Genomic DNA, 17,371 nt, shown 5'->3' on the forward strand with positions numbered 1-17,371 from the left:
GAACGCGGCGTGCGAAGCAACCAGCGCCGGCACCGGGCCGTGCCTTGGTCAGTGCAAGTTACTCGAGAAGCGTAACCGGCCATCCGACCAGCCGGGCCGCGGCCACGCACACCGATTTCGTCGGATATCCGTCCGAATATGCGATGAGCGAATTATCCTGGTGAATCAACAACCAGGCCCATTCTCCGGTCAGGGCGGGAGACGGTCTGAACGTCACGTCGCGAACCTGCCAAATCTCCAGGCGCATGGCAGGGGCTTCGCTCGGCGCTGGATCGGCCGTTGGGCGAGGCTCCCCGGACGCGATCGGAAAAACGGTTACGCGATCATCGTGTCGCGGCGCAGGATCGTGTGGCTCGAAGTCCCGGGAAACGGCGTCATCGCGTCGCGCCGGTGCGGCGTCAGGTGTCACGATGCGTGACGATCGCGCTGGCGGGAACGGGTTTGCCCCAGAAAAAACCTTGCCCGAAATCCGCGTTCAACGACCGCGCGAGATCGAGATCCTCCGGCGTCTCGATCCCTTCGATCACGGTGCCGATCGCTCGGCTCCTGCAATATTCTATAATCTCGCGCAGCAGCGAGATGGGAAACTCGCCGTTCCTGCATTTCTGGAAGATCTTTCGGTCGATCTTCACTTCGGAAATAGGCAATTCGGATATCCGGTCGAAGTTCGTCGCCCCCTTGCCAAAGTCGTCCAGCGAGATGGGAACACCGATCCGCCCCAATTCGCGCATGTTCGCCACCAGGCGATCGTTGAGTCCAGGGTAGCTGATTTCGGTCAACTCGATCGTCAGCATACCGGTCGCGACCCGGTGCCTGCGAAGCAACATGGGGAGCGCGGTGATGAAATCATCATCGCTGAGCACGGCGGCACTACAGTTTACCGCCACGGGAACCGCGCGGTCATCGGCCTGTAGCGCGGATAACAGCCTTGCTGCGGCCTCCACCGCGAGCAACGTCGCAGCGATCTCGATCGATAGGATCGTCGACGGCGCGAAGATGTGTTCCGGGTTGAGCGATGGACGATTGCGCAGGCGGGTCAGCGTTTCATAGCCGGCAACGCGTTCGGCCCTCAGATCCTGCTTGACGTGAAACTCGTGGGTGAGATTGGGCAGCAGCCGGCCTTGCTGGATCAGCCAGGATAGGAACCGCTGGTCGCAGAGATCGCTGTCATGCTCGCGCCGAGGAATGCCGAGGAGTCGTCGCGCGATCGCCTGCGCATCATACGGCCCTTCGATCTGGTCGATGGGGCCGATGCCGAATTGTTCGGCCTTGACGATGGCGCTGAGCGAATGGGGGCCGGACTTCACGAACGTCAGCGCGCCGGCATAGCCTTCATCGTCGAGCAACGTGATGATCGCGTGGCTGTTGAGCGTCGATATGTCGGGGTTGATGACGATCAGGTCCGGCTGGAACGCTACGCCGGCACGCTCTTCGCTTGCCGTGCCGATCCAGGCGACCTTGTGACCGATCGCCTCCAACTCGCGGTGAACGCGCGAATAGGCGATATCGTCATGATCGAGGAACAGGATGCGATGTCCGTCGGCCGTGGCTGTAGCCGCGGCCGTGGCGGCGTGAGGATCGGAACGATCCCCGTGGCTCTTGTCGGGCAAGTTGTCGCGGCGCGGCGAAAACTTGCCCATAGTTATGGCGGATGTCGGCATCGTTCGTCCCCTGCGTCCGATCGCCCGGTACGACCTTGCAACCATCGCGATGATCGGTCGGCATCATGCGGTTGTGCCGATGCTCTGGATCGTCTCGAATGCTGCGATTGTCGACCAAGCGATCGTTTCGCGGGCAGGCTGACGCCAGAAAAATTATCGAATTAAGACTAAAGGTGGTTAACTAATCTTAACTCTCCAACCGGAACATCGGAAAACCGGCAGAGATGATCGTAAAGTCATGATACGCCGTCTTTATTGAAATGCTGCGATACAGTATTATTTTTGTTACAATAGTAGAGTCCGTCGGTGGACGAGGCGTTATGTCCGGTTTGGTGGATGTGTAATGCGCTGGAGGAGTAAGCCGAACTCCCCAAAGCGCCGTATACCGCGATCTCTAGTTTCGATAGAAAGTCCGCGTGGCGGATAATCCGACAGTCTATCCCGGGTTCTTCTGACGGGACACGGCGGATAACGGGCTTTCGATCCGCCCGGCAGTCGTTCCATCAGCTTCGCGGGCGATGGAGCGCGACGAAGGAGAGCGTTCGGGCGATGGCCGGCACGCCGAGATAGCGTTCATTTCCGACGTATCAGGCTGTTTTCTTCGTTCGGCTTTCAACTACCATGTGTGTGTCGGGATGGGGGCATCCGACATATCGGGGGTATCATGGTCAAGTCATGTCGCGTGGCGCTCGCCGCGCTGTTTGTGTCGCTTACCGTGGCTACGGCGGCCTATTCTCAGGAGAAGACCGGCCTGAAACCCGGCTTCGTCCTGAAGCCTGGCACCGCCCGGATCGTCCTGATGCGCCCGTCCATCCGCGTCGGCGCACAGTCGACCGGTGGGATGTACGAGCCGAACGCCGACTGGACCGATCAGGCAAAGGAGAACATCGGCACCGCGCTCGCCAAGGTCCAGACCGGCTTGGGAAACAGCGTCGTCGGTTATGTCGAGCCGATCGGCAGCAGGTCGGCCAGGGCTGCCGAATATCAGGAGTTGTTCGGTGCGGTCGCCGCGTCGGTGATCGAATACCAGTTCTTCAAGGGCAACCGGCTGCCCACCAAGAAGCGCAAGGACCAGTTCGAATGGGGGCTCGGTCCCGATGTTCGAACGCTCCCCGGTCTGGAGACCGCGGACTACGCGCTGTTCATCACGACGGAGGATCATTTCGGTTCGACCGGGCGGAAGGTGCTGCAGGTCTTTGCGGCGATGGCGCGCGTCGGCGTCACCGCGGGCGTCCACAAGGGATTCGCCGGGCTGGTCGACCTGCGTACGGGGGAGCTGGTCTGGCTCAACGCCGACATGCAGATGGGCGGCGACGTGCGCGACGCAGACGGCGCGGACAAGCGCGTGCGGCAGTTGCTGGAGGGCTTCCCGGGGAAACCGGTCGAGGGTCCGATGCTGGCGGGCGCTCCCGTCGTTGCATCGGCCGACTGAGATGCGAACCCTGACCGGTATAGTGCTGCTCGGCGCAACACTATCCACCACCGCATTTGCGACCGACAAGCGGCCGCCGCTACCGACCTACACGCAGGCCTATACCGCGACGACGGTCGACGAGCGCGGGATATGGATGGAGGCGGACGAGCGAGAGCGGGTGCAGCGCGACTCCCGGTCGCTGGTCAAGGATCCCGCGCTCAACGCCTATGTCCGCGGCGTGCTTTGCCGGACCGTCGGCGAGGACCGTTGCCGGTCGGTACGCCTGTATATCGACGAGGTCCCGGCGTTCAACGCGTACATGACGCCCAATGGCGCGATGGTGGTGTGGACCGGACTGCTGCTCCGTGTCCGCAGCGAGGCGGAGCTCGGTGCGATCCTCGGGCACGAGTTCGGCCATTTCGAACTCCGGCATACGCTCAAGGACTTCAAGAGCCACCGCACCGGCACCGACCTGATGGCGTGGGCATCGATCCTCGTCCGCAACAGCGCAAACTTTCAATATGCCGTGGTCGGCCAGATGTATGCCTTCAGCCGGGACCAGGAGCGCGAGGCCGACATGACCGGCTTCCAGTATCTCGCACGCTCGCAATATCCATCGTCGGCCGCCGCCGACGTCTGGGAGCACGTCATGGGCGAGGCGGACGCCACCGCGATCGGTCGGAAGCGCAAGCCGAAGCAAAAATACGTCGCCGGCGTTTTCGCCACGCACCCGACCGATCTCGCGCGTGCGACCTATCTCCGCGCCGCGTCGATCGAGGCGCATGACGTCAAGCCCGCGGTCGTCGATACGCACCAGGCGGCGATGGCGAAATGGCTGCCGATCTTACTCAACGACCAGATCAAGCTCAACGACTTCGGCGGCAGTGAGTATCTGCTCGCCAATCTGGCGGAAGGCACTGGCTGGACGACTCCGCTACTGTGCGCCCGCGGGGACCTGTACCGAGAGCGCGGCAATCCCCGCGATCTCGTCAGTGCCGCGCAATTCTACCAGGAGGCGATCGGCAAGGGCGACGCACTGCCCGAGGCGTATCGTGGCCTCGGCCTCGCTTTGCTCCGCAGCCAGCAGGTTGCCGAAGGCCAGGCCGCGCTCGCGACGTATCTCCGCCTCAAGCCGGCCGCGACCGACGCAGCGCTCATCGCCACGCTGATCTCGTAAGGAGGATGACCATGTCCAGGACTCTCGCCCTGCTTGCCGCGATCGCAACGCTCTCGCTCGCCGTCCCCGTCGCGGCCGGCAACAAGCTCATCCCAGCGGGCCAGCGCATCGCGGTCGCCAAGTCGGCGCTGACCGTGCAGCCTGGCGCGGAGTGGAACAAGCTGTCCGAGCGCCCCGGTCGCAATGCCGAAACCTGGACGCAGGACGGCGACGAACTGAACGACCTCAGCTTCTATGGCGGCATCGAGTCCGGCAGGCCGCTGTTCCGCGAAGTCGACAAGAAGAACAGACCGCTGCCGAAGGTCTCGGCGACGATGCTGATCACCGATATCCCGGTGCTGCTCGAGAACAGCTACCGTATCGCGCGCGACGCGTCGTCGATGGCGATCGACACGATCGCGCCGATCCAGTTCGCCGGCAACAAGGGCGTGCGCTTCACCTACACCTTCGCGAAGCAGAACGAGACGCTGCAACGTCGTGGCGAAGCCCGCGGTGCGGTGATCGGCGGCAAGCTGTATCTGGTGACGTACGAAGCGCCGAGCTTGTATTACTACGATCGCAGCGCGGCGGCAGCCAGGGTGGTGGCGGACAGCGTGCGGTTTTAAGCTCGCCAGGCCACGTCGCATCCATCGGCCGCCGTCTCGTCCCGGCCCGGCCGGACAGACGGGCGGTCGCGGCGATTATCGAGGCTGCTGGGGTCTCCCGCGAAGACGGGAGCCCGGTCTGGATCCCTGCCTTCGCGGGAGGAACGGTCTCGGCCTCCCCGCATGCAGCACAGGCCCCTTGCAATGTAGGATTTCGAGGCAGACCCGATAGCGATGCCGCGCCCGTTCACCCCCGACAAGTTCACCCGACGCCAGGCCGCCCAGAACGCCGTGTTCCTCGCCGCCCTCCGCCGCACCGGCAACGTCCGCGAGGCCGCCAGCACGCTAGGCTATAACCGCTCCACTTTCACCAAGCGCCGCGCCGCCCACCCTGCCTTCGCCGCCAGGTGGAACGCCGCGCTGGTCATGGCCAACGCCGCCCTGAAACTCCCCTCCCGCCTGCGGGAGGGGTCGGGGGAGGGGAGTGCCAAGAACGCCGCCATCTCGTCCGAACCCCCCACCACGACAAGAACCGCCAACGGTCGCCTCCAGCTCCGCCGCCCCACCGCCAACCGCCTCGACCACGCCGCCGAGCAAGCCTTCCTCACAGCGCTCTCCGCCACCGCCAACGTCCGTCTCTCGGCCGCGGCCGCCGGCTTCAGCCACTCCGCCTTCTACGCCCGGCGCAAGGCCAGCCCCGCCTTCGCCCGCGAGATGCGCCTCGCGCTGGCGGCCGGGTACGAACAGGTAGAGTCCGCGCTGATCGCCGGATTCCTGCCCGGCGCGCACGATCATGACGCGTGGCGCCACAACGATCCCCCGCCGATCCCGCCGATGACCGCGAACCAGGCGCTGCAACTCCTCCACCTGCACAACCGCACGGTCCACCTCCAGGAGGAGCCGCCCCACATCAGGCGCCGCCGCGGTGAATCGAGCGAAGCCCACAGCTACCGCCTGACGGCCATGTACGAAGCCCGCCAGGCCCTGGAACGCGAAGCCTTCGACCTCGCCGAAGCCGCTCGCAACGAACGCGGCGAACCGACGCTGACCAACCCGTATCCGGCGGCGAGGCCAGTACACCTACCGGCGCTCGATCAGGTCACCGGCTGGAGCAAGGCCGATCCCACGAAGGTGGCGCACGATCCGGATGTCGCGCTGTTCGGCGGGTGGCGGTTGAAGGATTGGAAGGGAGCATAGCGGTGCCGGTTTGTCCTGATGGGGCTTCCCGCTGCCCAGGACGAGCAACGCCTGATCGCCGCTCCGAAAGCAGCGACTAGCTTCGCCATCAGATATCGTCTATACTGGATATATGGATAAATACGCAGCTATCACAGCCCTTAGCGCGCTGGCGCAAGCTACCCGGCTAGACGTGTTTCGTCTTCTGGTCCGCCACGAGCCGGACGGGATGGCGGCGGGTGAAATCTCTCGTCAGCTCGAAGTGCCGCAGAATACTATGTCGTCTCACCTCGGCATTCTCTCGCGCGCTGGCATCGTGCGCTCGGAACGGCATAGCCGGTCGATCATCTACCGGGCCGATCTGGACGGGCTGCGCGCGCTGACGCTGTTCCTCGTCAAGGACTGCTGCGCCGGCTCGCCTGATCTGTGCGCGCCGCTCCTGGCCGAACTTACTCCCTGCTGCTGAAAGGGCGCCCCGTGGCCGTCGATATCGTGATCTATCACAACCCCGAGTGCGGCACGTCGCGCAACACGCTGGCGATGATCCGCAATGCCGGCATTGAGCCGCATGTCGTCGAATATCTCAAAACGCCGCCCTCGCGCGCGCTGCTGGTCGAGTTGATCGACCGCGCCAAGATCGCGCCCCGCGATCTACTGCGCGAGAAGGGCACGCCCTATGAGGAGCTGGGCTTGGGCGATACGTCGCTGTCCGATGATGCGCTGGTCGACGCGATGATGGCACATCCCGTCCTCATCAACCGGCCGCTGGTCGTTTCGCCGCTCGGCGTGAAGCTGTGCCGGCCGTCCGAAACGGTTCTTGATCTGCTGCTTGAGCCGCAACAGGGTGCGTTTGTTAAGGAAGACGGCGAACAGGTCGTGGACACCTCGGATCAGCGCATCGCCTGATGCTGCTCGCGCTCGCTATCTTCGTCGCCACGATCACGCTCGTCATCTGGCAGCCCAAGGGTCTCGGTATCGGGTGGAGCGCGCTGGGCGGCGCCGCGGTCGCGCTGCTCGTCGGGGTGGTCTCTCTCTCAGACGTGCCAATGGTGTGGGGCATCGTCTGGAACGCGACCGCGACGTTCGTCGCAATCATCATCGTCAGCCTGTTGCTCGATGAAGCCGGCTTGTTCGAATGGGCGGCGCTCCATGTCGCACGCTGGGGCGGGGGGCATGGTCGCCGTTTGTTCGTGCTGATCGTCCTGCTCGGCGCGGCAGTGTCAGCATTGTTCGCCAATGACGGCGCGGCACTGATCCTGACGCCGATCGTCATCGCGATGCTGCGGGCGCTGGGATACAAGGACAAGGCGACACTGGCGTTCGTCATGGCAGCAGGGTTCATCGCCGATACCGCCAGTCTGCCACTAATCGTCTCCAACCTCGTCAACATCGTGTCGGCCGACTTCTTCCGGATCGGGTTTGCCGATTATGCTTCGGTGATGGTGCCGGTCGATCTGGCGTCGATAGCCGCGACTTTGGTCACGCTGCTGCTGTTCTTCCGACGCGACATACCCGCCCGCTATGAGGTGACACAGCTTCGCACGCCCGCTGACGCGATCCGCGATCCTGCCACGTTCAAGGCGGGCTGGGTCGTCCTCGCCCTGCTGCTCGCCGGCTTCTTCCTGCTCGAACCGATCGGCGTGCCGGTCAGCGCCGTGGCCGCTACCGGCGCGGTCCTCCTGCTCATCATCGCCGCGCGCGGCCATGTCATCCAGACCCGCAAGGTGCTGGCCGGTGCTCCGTGGCAGGTCGTGATCTTCTCGCTCGGCATGTACCTGGTCGTCTACGGCTTGCGAAACGCCGGTCTCACCGACCACCTTGCCGGCCTGCTCGATCGCACCGCGCAAGGCGGCGTTTGGGGTGCGGCGTTCGGCACCGGGATCATCGCCGCGCTGCTGTCGTCGGTGATGAACAACATGCCAACCGTCCTGGTGGGCGCGCTGTCGATCGACGCGACGCACGCCACGGGCGCGATCAAGGACGCGATGATCTACGCCAATGCGATCGGTTGCGACCTCGGCCCGAAGATCACGCCGATCGGCTCGCTCGCAACGCTACTGTGGCTTCACGTCCTCGGGCAAAAGGGTATCCGGATCGGCTGGGGCTATTACTTCAAGGTCGGCGCGACGCTGACGATTCCCGTGCTGTTGGTGACACTCACCGCGCTCGCCATAAGGCTCAGTCTGTAATGCCGCTTCGCACGCTCTCCGATCCTGACCATCTGCCCGCGCTCGATCGCCACTATGCGCGTGATCGCCCCGCCCTCAGGCTTGGGGCCGGTGATCCCTCCCCGCGTATCCTGCTGCTCTACGGCTCGCTGCGGGAACGGTCCTATTCTCGCCTGTGTGTCGAAGAAGCCGCCCGCCTGCTGCAATTTTTCGGCTGCGAGACACGCATCTTTGACCCCTCGACGCTGCCGCTACCCGACCAGGTCACAGGGGACGATCATCCCGCCGTCCACGAGCTGCGCGAACTGTCGATGTGGTCGGAGGGGCATGTGTGGTGCAGCCCCGAGCGACACGGCCAGATCACCGGCATCATGAAGCTGCAGGTCGATCATCTGCCGCTGTCGATGGGCGGGATGCGCCCGACCCAGGGACGAACCCTTGCAGTCATGCAAGTGTCGGCCGGATCGCAGTCGTTCAACAGCGTCAATACTCTGCGCATCCTTGGCCGCTGGATGCGGATGGTGACGATCCCCAACCAGTCGTCGGTCGCCAAGGCGTTCAACGAGTTCAACGACGCCGGCCGAATGAAGCCGTCCAGCTACTACGACCGGATCGTCGACGTTATGGAAGAGCTGGTGCGCTTTACTGTACTGCTACGGCCTCACACCGTTCAGCTGGTCGACCGGTATTCGGAACGAAAAGACGCGGGCGTGCCGCTGGACACAACGACCGACCTATCCAGTATTGCGGCAACGCCGCAGCGTTCGTTCTAATCAGGACGATACGCGGGCGAGGTATGAGTAGAGCCCGGCTTTCGCCAAGGCGCCACGTGACAGTGAATCCCACGTCGTCGGTCGGGCCTTTGGCCGGCCGGCCGGTCAAGACCGTCTCACGATTAGCTGGCGGCTAATCGCGTTTGGCCACAAGCGCGCCGTTCCGCGCCTTACTTGCTTCTTTCGACCTGCTCGAACTCGAGCTCCACAGGCGTGGCACGCCCGAAGATCGACACCGAAACCTTGACGCGGCTGCGGTCGAAGTCGAGTTCTTCCACCAGCCCGTTGAAGGTCGCGAACGGGCCGTCGAGGACCTTGACCTGATCGCCGATCTCGTAGTCGACCTTGACCTTCTGCTTGGGCGCAGCGGCGGCTTCTTCCTTGCTGTTCAGCATCCGCGTGGCTTCCGCCTCGCTGATCGCCTGCGGCTTGCCCATGCTGCCGAGGAAGCCGGTGACCTTCGGCGTGTTCTTCACCAGGTGATACACATCGTCGTTCATGTTCAGCTTGGCGAGCACGTAGCCCGGCATGAACTTGCGCTCGACCGCGATCTTCTTGCCGCGACGGGCCTCGGTGGTGGTTTCGGTCGGGACTTCGATCTGCTCGACGAGCTGCTCGAGACCCATCCGGGTCGCCTCGGCCATGATCGAGTCGCGGACCTTGCCCTCGAAGCCCGAATAGGCGTGAATGATGTACCAGCGCGCCATGACGGAACCTTGCTTACTGAGCGAGTTTGAGGAGGGCGGAGACGATCGCTTGCAGGATCGAGTCGACGCCCAGGAAGAACAGCGCGAGGATCGTCGTCATGATCACCACCATCACGCCGGTCATGACCGTCTCGCGACGCGTCGGCCACGTGACCTTCGCGGTCTCGTTGCGGACCTGCTGGATGAATTCGAGGGGGGACGTCTTCGCCACGATGTTCTTCGAACCCGCTGATTGAGAAACTGAGATGCGAGGCATAGACCCACTGGCCGCACCCTGTGAAGGGCAGCGGCGGCAGGTCCGTCCTCGCTGTCGGAAGCGCGGCAGATAGCTTCCACCCGTCGTGAAAGCAAGTGCGCGGCAGGAGAGGGGCGGGCGTCGTATCGAAAGCGACACGGCAGCGGCCGGGAGAAGTGGCGGGGGAGAGCGCTTGGGTCACTCGATCCCCCGCACGATCGTCTTGCCGGTGCCGGTTTGACCGGCGGCTCCGCTCCCACGGTTTCTATTTATCGTTCGGCTTGACGACGGCAGCCGGGGTGTACGCCGAACGCAGGCGAAAAAAAAGGCCGGTACAAGACCGGCCGTAAAAGTTTTTAGGAGAGGATGCCTGAAAGGCCTGAGTGTTGTGCATCGCAGCAGATGATTTCTCAAGTGCGCAATATGCATCAAGGAATGCAATTTCTGCAATCGGGATGGGCGCACGAAAGCGGCGAGTGCGATCGCCACGATTTTTCTGAGAATTTAATGGGGGTGGCAGGAGTGCTCGGATTCGAACCGAGGGCCTTCGGTTTTGGAGACCGACGCTCTAACCAACTGAGCTACACTCCTACACGGACGCGCCCCTTACCCAGCGTTTTCGGGAAGGGCAAGCGTCTCGCGTGCAATTCGTCTCGCGAGCATCCGCGCAACCGTCATCGTAAGGATGATGCGTTGCACGGTGCATGGTTTGCCCGTTAACCTTACGCCGTCTCGTTGGATGTAGGAAAGCGTAATCGTATGAAGGCGGGATTGATGATGCTGGCGCTCCCGGTCGCGGCGCTGCTCATGGGGGCGGGACCGGTTCCCCAGGTGCCGGACCTCGGGCCGCAGCTCGAACGCTTCACCTACCCGTGGCCGGTCCAGACGATGGAAGTCGATATCGTCGGTAGTCCTGCGCAAATGGCGTTCATGGATATCGCGCCGCAGCGGCCCAATGGCCGCACGGTCGTCCTGCTCCACGGCAAGAACTTCTGCGGCGCGACTTGGGGCAGCACCGCGCGGGCGCTGAGCGAGGTCGGTTACCGCGTGATCGTCCCCGACCAGATCGGCTTCTGCAAATCGTCCAAGCCCCGTGCGGCGCAGTATAGTTTCGAGATGCTGGCGACGTTCACCAAGCGGCTGCTCGAATCGCGCGGCATCACGCGGGCGACGATCGTCGGGCACTCGATGGGCGGCATGCTCGCGATGCGGTACGCCATCCTCTTTCCGGCGTCGGTCGAGAAGCTGGTGCTCGTCAATCCGCTAGGTCTCAAGGATCGCGGCGAGGAGGGCGTGCCCTATACCGACGTCGACACGCTCTGGGCGAGCGAGAAGAAGACCAGCTACGCGTCGATCAAGGCGTATCAGCTCGAGAACTATTACCACGGCGTGTGGAAGCCGTCCTATGATCGCTGGGTCTGGATGCAGGCGGGCATGTATCAGGGGACAGGGCGTGACACCGTGGCGCTCGCGCAGGCCAAAACGAGTGAAATGATCAAAACGCAACCAGTCGCGCATGAGCTGTACCGGATCAGGCCTCCGACCACCTTGATAATCGGGGCGCTGGACAAGACCGCGTTCGGCCGCGCGCAGGCGCCGGCGAACCTGCGCAAGTTCCTCGAGCCGGTGCCGATGGTCGCGCCGCGGGCAGTGAAACAGATGCCGAATGCGAATCTGGTGATGCTGGAAGGCCTGGGTCACTCGCCGCAGGTCGAGGACCCTGCGCGATTCGAGAAGACGTTGCTTGCGGTGCTCGGTACGCGGTTGCGGTAAAGCGTGCCGGGCGATCCTCCCCCGCCAGGGGGAGGTGGCTGGCGCTTGCCAGACGGAGGGGGAGGTAAGGGCAACGGTCGTTGCGTGTTCCTCCCCCTCCGACACCTGCGGTGCCACCTCCCCCTGGCGGGGGAGGATTGACGGGTGGTCCCCGGCGATGGGCGATGGTTGGTCACGCGTGCATCCACCCCCGCAAAACCAATAACCTACCCGCACCCAAACCGATTCCGCCCCCGTTGACCTTACCCCCGTCCTGACCTATAGGCGCGGCCTGTTCTTCGGGAATGTTTCCCGCCGGGCATGCTTGAACATTGCTGGATGCATTCCAGGACCTGAGGGGCGTTCCCGCGTTCCTATGGTCCTTTTTGTATTCTCAGGCGCCTCATGGCTCCAGCAAAGTAACCACTTGAAAGGTGAAGGCTTCAATGCCGACGATCAACCAGCTGGTCCGCAAGGGCCGCGATCCGCAGAAGGCCAAGTCGAAGGTCCCTGCGATGGAAGCAAATCCGCAGAAGCGTGGCGTTTGCACGCGCGTCTACACGACGACCCCGAAGAAGCCGAACTCGGCTCTGCGCAAGGTGGCCAAGGTTCGCCTGACCAACCAGCGCGAAGTCATCAGCTACATCCCGGGCGAGGGCCACAATCTTCAGGAGCATTCGGTTGTCCTGATCCGTGGTGGTCGTGTCCGCGATCTTCCCGGTGTTCGCTATCACGTCTTGCGCGGCGTGCTCGATACACAGGGTGTGAAGGACCGGCGTCAGTCGCGTTCCAAGTACGGCGCCAAGCGTCCGAAGTAAGCCGATCGCTCATATTTGCGATCATCAAGGCTGAAGTTTAGAAGGAATACAAAATGGCACGTCGTCGTCGTCCCGAAAAGCGGGTCATCCTGCCTGATCCCAAGTTCGGGGATGAGGTTCTGTCGAAGTTCATGAACAGCGTCATGCTGGACGGCAAGAAGTCCGTCGCAGAGCTGATCGTGTACGGTGCATTCGAAACCGTCGAGAGCCGCGCAAAGCGCGATCCGATCGGCGTTTTCCACGATGCGCTGAACAACGTGAAGCCGGGCATCGAAGTCCGTTCGCGCCGCGTTGGTGGTGCAACGTACCAGGTGCCGGTCGAGGTTCGTCCCGAGCGTGCACAGGCGCTGGCGATTCGCTGGCTGATCGGTGCGGCGCGTTCGCGCAGCGAGAACACGATGGCCGCACGGCTGTCGGGTGAGCTGATGGATGCCGCCAACAACCGTGGCAACGCGGTCAAGAAGCGTGAAGATACGCACCGGATGGCGGAAGCCAACCGTGCATTCTCGCACTACCGCTGGTGACAGCGGGCTTCCTGCCGCTGGTAACAGCGGGCTTTGAAGCCTAGCATTGCTATCCGTGTGACGGGCGGTCTTTCGCCTGTCACGCAAACACCTATATATTGGGGAGCCGGCACGTTCGGCTCCCCATATCCTTAAGGAAGCACGATCATGGCCCGCAGCCATCCGCTCGACCGTTACCGCAACATCGGCATCATGGCGCACATCGACGCCGGTAAGACGACGACGACCGAGCGCATCCTCTATTACACCGGCAAGTCCTACAAGATCGGCGAAGTGCACGAAGGCACCGCGACGATGGATTGGATGGAGCAGGAGCAGGAGCGCGGGATCACGATCACGTCGGCTGCGACCACCTGCAAGTGGCGCGCCGAAGAGGGTAAGGGCGAAGAGCACCTTATCAACATCATCGATACGCCCGGCCACGTCGACTTCACGATCGAAGTCGAGCGTTCGCTCCGCGTGCTCGATGGCGCGGTCGCCTGCTTCGACGGCGTTGCCGGCGTCGAGCCGCAGTCCGAGACCGTGTGGCGTCAGGCCGACAAGTACGGCGTGCCGCGCATGTGCTTCATCAACAAGCTCGACCGCACCGGCGCCGATTTCTACTTCTGCGTGAACTCGATCATCGAGCGTCTCGGCGCGCGTCCGGCCGTGCTGTATCTCCCGATCGGCATGGAAGGCGGCTTCAAGGGCCTCGTCGATCTCGTCGAGAACCGCGCGATCATCTGGCTCGAAGAGAGCCTTGGCGCGAAGTTCGAATATGCCGAGATCCCCGCGGATCTGGTCGAGAAGGCCGCGAAGTATCGCAGCGAGCTGATCGAGATGGCCGTCGAGCAGGACGATGCCCTCATGGAGGCATATCTCGAAGGTAACGAGCCGAGCGTCGCCGACCTCAAGGCGCTGATCCGCAAGGGTACGCTGAGCATGGCGTTCGTGCCGGTGGTTTGCGGTTCGGCGTTCAAGAACAAGGGCGTTCAGCCGTTGCTCGACGCCGTGGTCGACTATCTGCCTTCGCCGCTCGACGTTCCCGCGATCCAGGGTCTGAAGCTCGACGGCGTGACGCCGGACGAGCGTCCTTCGTCGGACGACGTTCCGTTCTCGGCGCTGGCGTTCAAGATCATGAACGATCCGTTCGTCGGTACGCTGACCTTCGCCCGTATCTACTCGGGCAAGCTGGAGACTGCATCGCAGGTCACCAACTCGGTCAAGGACAAGAAGGAAAAGGTCGGCCGCATGCTGCTTATGCATGCGAACAGCCGTGAGGACATCCAGGAGGCTTTCGCTGGCGACATCGTCGCTCTCGCGGGTCTCAAGGATACCACGACCGGTGACACGCTCTGCGCGATGAACGCACCGATCATTCTCGAGCGGATGGAATTCCCCGAGCCCGTGATCGAGCTGTCGGTGGAGCCGAAGACCAAGGCCGACCAGGAGAAGATGGGCGTCGCGCTCAATCGTCTCGCACGTGAGGATCCTTCGTTCCGCGTGTCGTCGGACCCCGAGTCGGGCCAGACCATCATCAAGGGCATGGGCGAGCTCCATCTCGAGATCCTGGTCGATCGCATGAAGCGTGAGTTCAAGGTCGAGGCGAACGTCGGTGCTCCTCAGGTCGCATACCGCGAGTATCTGAAGAAGCCGGTCGACGTCGACTACACGCACAAGAAGCAGTCGGGTGGTACCGGCCAGTTCGGTCGCGTGAAGGTCAAGGTCACGCCGGGCGAGCGCGGTTCGGGCATCACGTTCAAGGACGAGATCAAGGGCGGCAACATTCCGAAGGAATACCTGCCCGCGATCGAGAAGGGCTTCCGCGAAACCGCTGCTTCGGGTTCGCTGGTCGGCTTCCCGATCATCGATTTCGAGATCGTGCTATATGACGGCGCGTATCACGACGTCGACTCGTCGGCACTGGCGTTCGAAATCTGTGCACGTGGCGCAATGCGCGAAGTCGCACAGAAGTCGGGCATCACGCTGCTCGAGCCGGTCATGAAGGTCGAGGTCGTCACCCCGGAGGATTACCTGGGCGACGTCATCGGCGACATGAACAGCCGTCGTGGCCAGATCCAGGGCACCGACAGCCGCGGTAACGCGCAGACGGTCGAGGCGATGGTGCCACTGGCCAACATGTTCGGCTACGTGAACTCACTCCGTTCGTTCACCCAGGGTCGCGCGAACTACTCGATGCAGTTCTCGCACTATGACGAAGTGCCGCAGAACGTCGCGGACGAGGTGAAGGCGAAGTTGGCCTAAGCCAGAGGCGCACGGAGCCAGGGCAACCTGGCTCCGAGACGTCGAAAGGCCGGCTGGCTTCGGTCAGCGACCGAAGTCCGACGACGCGGAATTCACGTCCGCGTCGGCCTCTCCCCAAGCAGGGGCTGGCGCAACGCTTTAACAGCCGCTATTGGGCCGCTTTCGCGCGGTTCCCGGGGTGGCACCGGAATACGAATCAGAAGGTAGGAAACAATGGCCAAGGCAAAATTTGAGCGGAACAAGCCGCATCTCAACATCGGCACCATCGGTCACGTCGATCATGGCAAGACGTCGCTCACCGCTGCGATCACGAAGGTTCTGGCAGAGACGACCGGCGGTACCGCTGTCGACTTCGCCAACATCGATAAGGCTCCCGAGGAGCGCGAGCGCGGCATCACGATCTCGACCGCACACGTCGAGTACGAGACGACCGCACGTCACTACGCGCACGTCGATTGCCCGGGCCACGCCGATTATGTGAAGAACATGATCACCGGCGCAGCTCAGATGGACGGCGCGATCCTCGTCGTTTCGGCGACCGATGGCCCGATGCCACAGACCCGTGAGCACATCCTGCTCGCACGCCAGGTCGGCGTGCCCGCAATGGTCGTGTTCATGAACAAGGTCGATCTGGTCGACGACGCCGAGATCCTCGAGCTGGTCGAGATGGAAATCCGCGAGCTGCTCAGCTCGTACGACTTCCCGGGCGACGACATCCCCGTCATCCAGGGTTCGGCTACGGCTGCACTCCAGGACAAGCTGCCTGAGATCGGCAAGGAAGCCGTCCTCAAGCTGATGGCTGCCGTCGACGAGTACATCCCGCAGCCAGAGCGTCCGCTCGACAAGCCGTTCATGATGCCGATCGAGGACGTGTTCTCGATCTCGGGTCGTGGCACGGTTGTCACCGGTCGCGTCGAGACCGGCATCGTCAAGGTTGGCGAGGAAGTCGAGATCGTCGGCATTCACCCGACCGTTCGCAAGACCACGGTCACGGGCGTCGAGATGTTCCGCAAGCTGCTCGACCAGGGCCAGGCTGGCGATAACGTCGGCGCACTGATCCGCGGCGTTGCACGCGACGAAGTCGAGCGTGGCCAGGTGCTCTGCAAGCCAGGCACGATCAAGCCGCACACCGACTTCAACTCGGAAGTCTACGTGCTGTCGAAGGAAGAGGGTGGCCGTCACACGCCGTTCTTCGCCAACTACCGCCCGCAGTTCTACTTCCGTACGACGGACGTGACCGGCACCGTCGAGTTGCCTGAGGGCACCGAGATGGTCATGCCAGGCGACAACGTGTCGCTCGGCATCAAGCTGATCGCACCGATCGCCATGGACGTGGGCCAGCGCTTCACGATCCGCGAAGGCGGCCGTACCGTCGGTGCAGGCGTCGTCAGCCAGATCGATAAGTAAGCATCTTCTCCTTCGGGAGGTGATCGAAAAGAGCCCGGTTTCTCGCGAGAGAGGCCGGGCTTTTTCGTGTTTGGAGACGGGGCGCGAGAAGCGTGGCGGCAAACTAGATGGACGCGGTCCGTTATCGCCTAAAGTGCAAGAGTCGCGTTCCAACGGGAGCTATCTGAAAGCCGCGTTTCGCTCAGAATTGACGTCATGCACTAAGCGCATAAGGTGAACGCTTCAGGAGGAACTTATGCTCTCAACAGTTCGCATTGCCTTTGCCGTTCTAGCAATTTCCACCCCCTCTTGGGCAACAGCGGGCCCCGTCACGCAGAACGAAGCTAGGCAGGGGGATGAGCAAGTCCAATCGTTCCTCGCATCGCTCAAGGCCGGTAAAGGTAATGAGGCAGTTATGACGCTGCTGTCTTCGTCTCCGCTTTGGGCGCAGCGGCCTGGAACGAGCGAGCAAATGGTCGGACAGATAGACGCGGCGATCAAGGCTTATGGGCCTGTGGTGTCCTATGAAAAGTTATCGACCGCCGCCCTTGGTACGATGGCGATGCGAGAATATTACTTTGTTCAGCATCGAGATATGGTCACTCGATGGGAATTTGAGCTTTTGCGAACCCCAAGAGGATGGAGTGTCGGTTACTTCGGATTCACGGATCAGCCTAATACGTGGTTTCCTCAATAACCTTAGCTCCCGCCATATTGTTCGGCCGGTCGGTCATTTAGGCTGACTACCGCCC

Annotated in this window: 18 protein-coding genes and 1 tRNA gene; 15 read left to right on the forward strand and 4 right to left on the reverse strand. The window is 62.8% G+C overall.

The genetic code is table 11. From position 1 onward, the window contains the following. Window positions 1–398: 398 nt before the first annotated feature. Window positions 399–1,640: an EAL domain-containing protein gene (locus BM244_RS00945; protein WP_175517987.1), complete on the reverse strand. Its 1,242-nt coding sequence runs from the start codon at window positions 1,638–1,640 to the stop codon at window positions 399–401. Between BM244_RS00945 and BM244_RS22965 the strand changes: the two genes are divergently transcribed. From BM244_RS22965 to arsH, 9 genes are all read left to right on the forward strand, one after another. Further along, window positions 1,633–1,803, forward strand: a complete 171-nt coding sequence (locus BM244_RS22965) for a hypothetical protein (protein WP_175517989.1) — start codon at window positions 1,633–1,635, stop codon at window positions 1,801–1,803. The genes BM244_RS00945 and BM244_RS22965 overlap by 8 nt on opposite strands. A gap of 522 nt (window positions 1,804–2,325) precedes the next feature. Beyond that, window positions 2,326–3,093 (forward strand): hypothetical protein, encoded by a 768-nt coding sequence (locus tag BM244_RS00950; RefSeq protein ID WP_093396847.1) that lies wholly within the window; start codon window positions 2,326–2,328, stop codon window positions 3,091–3,093. 1 nt (window position 3,094) lies between these two features. Further along, window positions 3,095–4,252, forward strand: coding sequence for a M48 family metallopeptidase (locus BM244_RS00955; protein ID WP_093396848.1), 1,158 nt, complete (start codon window positions 3,095–3,097; stop codon window positions 4,250–4,252). 11 nt (window positions 4,253–4,263) lie between these two features. Then, a complete protein-coding gene (locus BM244_RS00960) occupies window positions 4,264–4,857 on the forward strand; it encodes a hypothetical protein (protein ID WP_093398011.1) in 594 nt (197 codons plus the stop codon). Between the two features lie 213 nt (window positions 4,858–5,070). Next, window positions 5,071–6,033 (forward strand): helix-turn-helix domain-containing protein, encoded by a 963-nt coding sequence (locus tag BM244_RS00965; protein ID WP_093396850.1) that lies wholly within the window; start codon window positions 5,071–5,073, stop codon window positions 6,031–6,033. Window positions 6,034–6,145: 112 nt separating this feature from the next. Next, a complete protein-coding gene (locus BM244_RS00970; RefSeq protein WP_093396851.1) occupies window positions 6,146–6,478 on the forward strand; it encodes an ArsR/SmtB family transcription factor in 333 nt (110 codons plus the stop codon). Window positions 6,479–6,489: 11 nt separating this feature from the next. Next, a complete protein-coding gene (gene arsC, locus BM244_RS00975) occupies window positions 6,490–6,918 on the forward strand; it encodes an arsenate reductase (glutaredoxin) (protein WP_093396853.1) in 429 nt (142 codons plus the stop codon). Continuing rightward, complete coding sequence (locus BM244_RS00980) at window positions 6,918–8,201, forward strand: arsenic transporter (protein WP_093396854.1); 1,284 nt, start codon at window positions 6,918–6,920, stop codon at window positions 8,199–8,201. The genes arsC and BM244_RS00980 overlap by 1 nt, the downstream gene beginning before the upstream one ends. Beyond that, a complete protein-coding gene (arsH, locus tag BM244_RS00985) occupies window positions 8,201–8,953 on the forward strand; it encodes an arsenical resistance protein ArsH (protein ID WP_093396856.1) in 753 nt (250 codons plus the stop codon). Before BM244_RS00980 ends, arsH begins: the two co-directional genes overlap by 1 nt. 170 nt (window positions 8,954–9,123) lie before the next feature. On the opposite strand, the gene nusG is transcribed toward arsH, so the two are convergent. From nusG to BM244_RS01000, 3 genes are all read right to left on the reverse strand, one after another. Further along, window positions 9,124–9,660 carry a transcription termination/antitermination protein NusG gene (gene nusG / locus BM244_RS00990; protein ID WP_055872668.1) on the reverse strand — a complete coding sequence of 179 codons (537 nt, stop codon included), beginning with the start codon at window positions 9,658–9,660 and terminating at the stop codon, window positions 9,124–9,126. Between the two features lie 13 nt (window positions 9,661–9,673). Continuing rightward, a complete protein-coding gene (gene secE / locus BM244_RS00995) occupies window positions 9,674–9,871 on the reverse strand; it encodes a preprotein translocase subunit SecE (protein WP_056047594.1) in 198 nt (65 codons plus the stop codon). Window positions 9,872–10,409: 538 nt separating this feature from the next. Further along, window positions 10,410–10,486, reverse strand: a tRNA-Trp gene (locus BM244_RS01000). A 168-nt stretch (window positions 10,487–10,654) separates the two neighbouring features. Here BM244_RS01000 and BM244_RS01005 point away from each other — a divergent pair. The 6 genes from BM244_RS01005 (at window position 10,655) to BM244_RS22530 (ending at window position 17,316) form a co-directional block, all read left to right on the forward strand. Next, window positions 10,655–11,668 carry an alpha/beta fold hydrolase gene (locus BM244_RS01005; protein ID WP_093396857.1) on the forward strand — a complete coding sequence of 338 codons (1,014 nt, stop codon included), beginning with the start codon at window positions 10,655–10,657 and terminating at the stop codon, window positions 11,666–11,668. 425 nt (window positions 11,669–12,093) lie between these two features. Next, window positions 12,094–12,465, forward strand: a complete 372-nt coding sequence (gene rpsL / locus BM244_RS01010; RefSeq protein WP_010164594.1) for a 30S ribosomal protein S12 — start codon at window positions 12,094–12,096, stop codon at window positions 12,463–12,465. 53 nt (window positions 12,466–12,518) lie between these two features. Then, window positions 12,519–12,989: a 30S ribosomal protein S7 gene (gene rpsG, locus BM244_RS01015; RefSeq protein WP_031393769.1), complete on the forward strand. Its 471-nt coding sequence runs from the start codon at window positions 12,519–12,521 to the stop codon at window positions 12,987–12,989. A gap of 147 nt (window positions 12,990–13,136) precedes the next feature. Then, window positions 13,137–15,233 (forward strand): elongation factor G, encoded by a 2,097-nt coding sequence (gene fusA, locus BM244_RS01020; RefSeq protein ID WP_093396859.1) that lies wholly within the window; start codon window positions 13,137–13,139, stop codon window positions 15,231–15,233. 213 nt (window positions 15,234–15,446) lie between these two features. Further along, window positions 15,447–16,640 carry an elongation factor Tu gene (gene tuf / locus BM244_RS01025; RefSeq protein WP_093396860.1) on the forward strand — a complete coding sequence of 398 codons (1,194 nt, stop codon included), beginning with the start codon at window positions 15,447–15,449 and terminating at the stop codon, window positions 16,638–16,640. 235 nt (window positions 16,641–16,875) lie between these two features. Next, window positions 16,876–17,316, forward strand: coding sequence for a hypothetical protein (locus BM244_RS22530; RefSeq protein WP_139226840.1), 441 nt, complete (start codon window positions 16,876–16,878; stop codon window positions 17,314–17,316). Window positions 17,317–17,371 lie beyond the last annotated feature (55 nt).

Source organism: Sphingomonas sp. OK281 (assembly GCF_900115295.1).
Classification (GTDB): Bacteria; Pseudomonadota; Alphaproteobacteria; order Sphingomonadales; family Sphingomonadaceae; genus Sphingomonas.

Excerpts from the sequence above, each read along its gene's own strand:
- BM244_RS00945 (WP_175517987.1), bottom strand. The coding sequence starts at position 1,640 with ATGGGCAAGTTTTCGCCGCGCCGCGACAACTTGCCCGACAAGAGCCAC.
- BM244_RS00950 (WP_093396847.1), top strand. The coding sequence starts at position 2,326 with ATGGTCAAGTCATGTCGCGTGGCGCTCGCCGCGCTGTTTGTGTCGCTT.
- BM244_RS00955 (WP_093396848.1), top strand. The coding sequence starts at position 3,095 with ATGCGAACCCTGACCGGTATAGTGCTGCTCGGCGCAACACTATCCACC.
- BM244_RS00960 (WP_093398011.1), top strand. The coding sequence starts at position 4,264 with ATGTCCAGGACTCTCGCCCTGCTTGCCGCGATCGCAACGCTCTCGCTC.
- BM244_RS00965 (WP_093396850.1), top strand. The coding sequence starts at position 5,071 with ATGCCGCGCCCGTTCACCCCCGACAAGTTCACCCGACGCCAGGCCGCC.
- BM244_RS00970 (WP_093396851.1), top strand. The coding sequence starts at position 6,146 with ATGGATAAATACGCAGCTATCACAGCCCTTAGCGCGCTGGCGCAAGCT.
- BM244_RS00980 (WP_093396854.1), top strand. The coding sequence starts at position 6,918 with ATGCTGCTCGCGCTCGCTATCTTCGTCGCCACGATCACGCTCGTCATC.
- arsH (WP_093396856.1), top strand. The coding sequence starts at position 8,201 with ATGCCGCTTCGCACGCTCTCCGATCCTGACCATCTGCCCGCGCTCGAT.
- nusG (WP_055872668.1), bottom strand. The coding sequence starts at position 9,660 with ATGGCGCGCTGGTACATCATTCACGCCTATTCGGGCTTCGAGGGCAAG.
- BM244_RS01005 (WP_093396857.1), top strand. The coding sequence starts at position 10,655 with ATGAAGGCGGGATTGATGATGCTGGCGCTCCCGGTCGCGGCGCTGCTC.
- rpsL (WP_010164594.1), top strand. The coding sequence starts at position 12,094 with ATGCCGACGATCAACCAGCTGGTCCGCAAGGGCCGCGATCCGCAGAAG.
- rpsG (WP_031393769.1), top strand. The coding sequence starts at position 12,519 with ATGGCACGTCGTCGTCGTCCCGAAAAGCGGGTCATCCTGCCTGATCCC.
- fusA (WP_093396859.1), top strand. The coding sequence starts at position 13,137 with ATGGCCCGCAGCCATCCGCTCGACCGTTACCGCAACATCGGCATCATG.
- tuf (WP_093396860.1), top strand. The coding sequence starts at position 15,447 with ATGGCCAAGGCAAAATTTGAGCGGAACAAGCCGCATCTCAACATCGGC.
- BM244_RS22530 (WP_139226840.1), top strand. The coding sequence starts at position 16,876 with ATGCTCTCAACAGTTCGCATTGCCTTTGCCGTTCTAGCAATTTCCACC.